A 2,497-nucleotide genomic window follows, 5' to 3' on the forward strand; every position below is an offset into this window, starting at 1 on the left:
TCCTGGCGGCGGTTCGTCTATCCGGCACCGAACGCGTGCTGGCAGCTGGATGCGACCCAGTACGTCCTCACCAACGGCCGGACCTGCGTGATCTTCCAGCTCCAGGACGATCATTCGCGCCTCGCGGTCGCCTCTCACGTGGCGGGCAGCGAGACCGCTGAAGCAGCGATCGCGGTGTTCAACAAGGGCACCGCGCGTTGCGGAACTCCACAGCGTCTGCTCACCGACAACGGAGCCGCGCTGAACCCCACGCGCCGTGGGATGAAGGGCCAGCTCGTCATCCACGTGACCGCGCTGGGAGTCGAGGCGATCACCGGGAAGCCCTACAAGCCGACCACGCAGGGCAAGAACGAACGATTCCACCAGACCTTGTTCCGCTGGCTGGACAAGCAGCCCATCGCGGGAAGCATCGAAGAGCTCCAAGCACAGGTCGACGAGTTCGACGTCATCTATAACGAGCAACGCCCTCACCAGGGACTTCCCGGACGGATCACACCACGCCAAGCCTGGGACGCGACTGAGCCGGCACCGTCTCCCCGGCCTGTCGTGGAGCCCAGCCTGATCATCGAGTCCGTCGGGGACAGCAAGAAGCGTTCCCGGAAGCTCCCCCGGGAGCGGGTCATCCAGACCGGTGAACGAACACGGGTGGTGAACAACAACGGCACGATCACCCTCCACGGCGTCGCGTTCCAGGTCTCCTACCCTCATGCCCAGCAGGAAGTGCACGTCCTCGTCGAACAGGCCAGCGTCACGTTCGTCGACCTTCACGGCGAGATCCTGGCCGAGCACGCTTGGCCCCCGCTCGGCATCCGATACGCCTCCAAGCACACGGGTCAACGGAGCGGCAAACGCCGAGGCCGGCCACCGAAGAACCCCGAACCGTCACCGATGTCCTGAGACATCAACTGTCACCGATGTCCTGATACAGAACTGTCACCGAAGTCCTGAGACATCACACTGACAAGGCTCGCGTCGACATAGTTTTGCGCTCCAGACGACCGATGTGACCGCGCGCATCGGTCGTCTGGAGCGCAAAACTCGTCGCCCAGTTCAGGACTCGTGTGCGGCGTGCCCGCGTGCGCCCGGCTCGCGTGCGCCCGGCTCACGTGCGGCGTGCCCGCGTGGGCCCGGCTCGCGCGCGTCCGGCTCGCCTGCGCTCTGCCCGCGTGCGCTCTGCTCGCGCGCGGACTGCTCGCGTGTGGCGCGGAAGGCGGGCAGCACGATGTCTTTCCGCAGCGTCTGCCGCGTCGCGGCCGGGGCGAAACCGGCGTCGAGCCCGGTGAGCACCACCTGCTCGAGGTCATCGAGCGTCCAGTCGAACGTCTCCACCGCCAGCGTCATCTCCCGGGACGTGGAGGTGCGGCTCATGAGGCGGTTGTCGCTGCTCAGCGCGACGGCGAAGCCGAGCTCGTGCAAGGGTCCGACGGCGTGGAGGGAGAGCTCCGCGGCCGCTCCGGTCTGCAGGTTCGAGCTCGGGCACACCTCGAGGCAGATCTGCTCGCGGTGCACCCGTGCGGCGACCGGCCCGAAGCGTGCGGTGGGCGTCGATGCAGAGCCCTGGGTCGACGTCGGCGCGCCGGCCGGCCCGCCGGCTGTTTCACCGGCGGCCCCACCGGCTGTCTCGCCGGCCGCCCCATCGGCTGCGTCACCGGTGGCCCCACCGGCTATCTCACCGGCCGCCCCACCGGCCGTGCCGCCAGCCGTCTCACCGGCCATGTCATCGGCCGAGCTCGTCGCGCCCGGGTCGGCGTCGATGTCCTCGACCAGACGCACGCCGTGCCCGATGCGCTCCGCCCCGCAGTCCAGGGCGTCGGCGATCGAGGCGGGTCCGTCGGCCTCCCCGGCGTGGATCGTCACGTGGATGCCGGCCTCGCGTGCGCGGGAGAACTGCGCGGCGAAGCGGCTTGCGGGGAACCCTGCCTCGGGGCCGGCGAGGTCGATGCCCAGCACCCCCGTGTCGCGTCGGGCGATAGCGAGATCGACCAGGTCGTCGCTGGGATCGAGGTGGCGCAGGTAGCACAGCAGCTGGCCCACCACGATGGTCGAGCCTGCGGCCTCGGTGGCGGCCACTCCCTCGTCGAGCCCGTCCTGCACCGCCTGCACCGCCGCGTCGAGCGTCAGCCCGCCGGCGGTGTGCTGATGCGGGGCCCAGCGGGTCTCGGCGTAGACCACGCCGTCGGCGACCATGTCCTCCACGAACTCGCGGGCGATGCGCTGCAGCGCCGGAGCGGTCTGCATGAGCGCCACGGTGCGGTCGAAGGTGGAGAGATAGGCGGGCAGGGAGCCAGAATCCGCTGCGGTGTGGAACCAGTCCGCGATGTCCTGCGCGGTGGGGGCCTCTGCTCCGCCGGGCACGTCGGTGCCGCCCTCGGCGTCCCGGGCGGGCGGGATCGGCGGCGGAGCGATGCCCAGCTCAGCGCACAGCTGGAGCACGGTGGCGGGACGCAGCCCGCCGTCGAGGTGGTCGTGCAGCGCGACAGCGGGAAGGGACCGTACG

At 70.0% G+C, this 2,497-nt stretch carries 2 protein-coding genes; one reads left to right on the forward strand and one right to left on the reverse strand.

Annotated features, from left to right (window positions below; all coding sequences use genetic code 11):
* The coding region (locus tag CIK81_RS18855; protein WP_147272378.1) for an integrase core domain-containing protein at positions 1-897 on the forward strand (897 nt) is incomplete at its 5' end.
* 153 nt (positions 898-1,050) lie between these two features.
* Here CIK81_RS18855 and CIK81_RS17790 read toward each other — a convergent pair.
* Positions 1,051-2,497, reverse strand: a 1,447-nt coding sequence (locus CIK81_RS17790; protein WP_147272379.1) for an adenosine deaminase family protein, incomplete at its 5' end; no start/stop codon positions are given.

This window comes from Brachybacterium sp. JB7 (genome assembly GCF_003335205.1).
Classification (GTDB): Bacteria; Actinomycetota; Actinomycetes; order Actinomycetales; family Dermabacteraceae; genus Brachybacterium; species Brachybacterium alimentarium.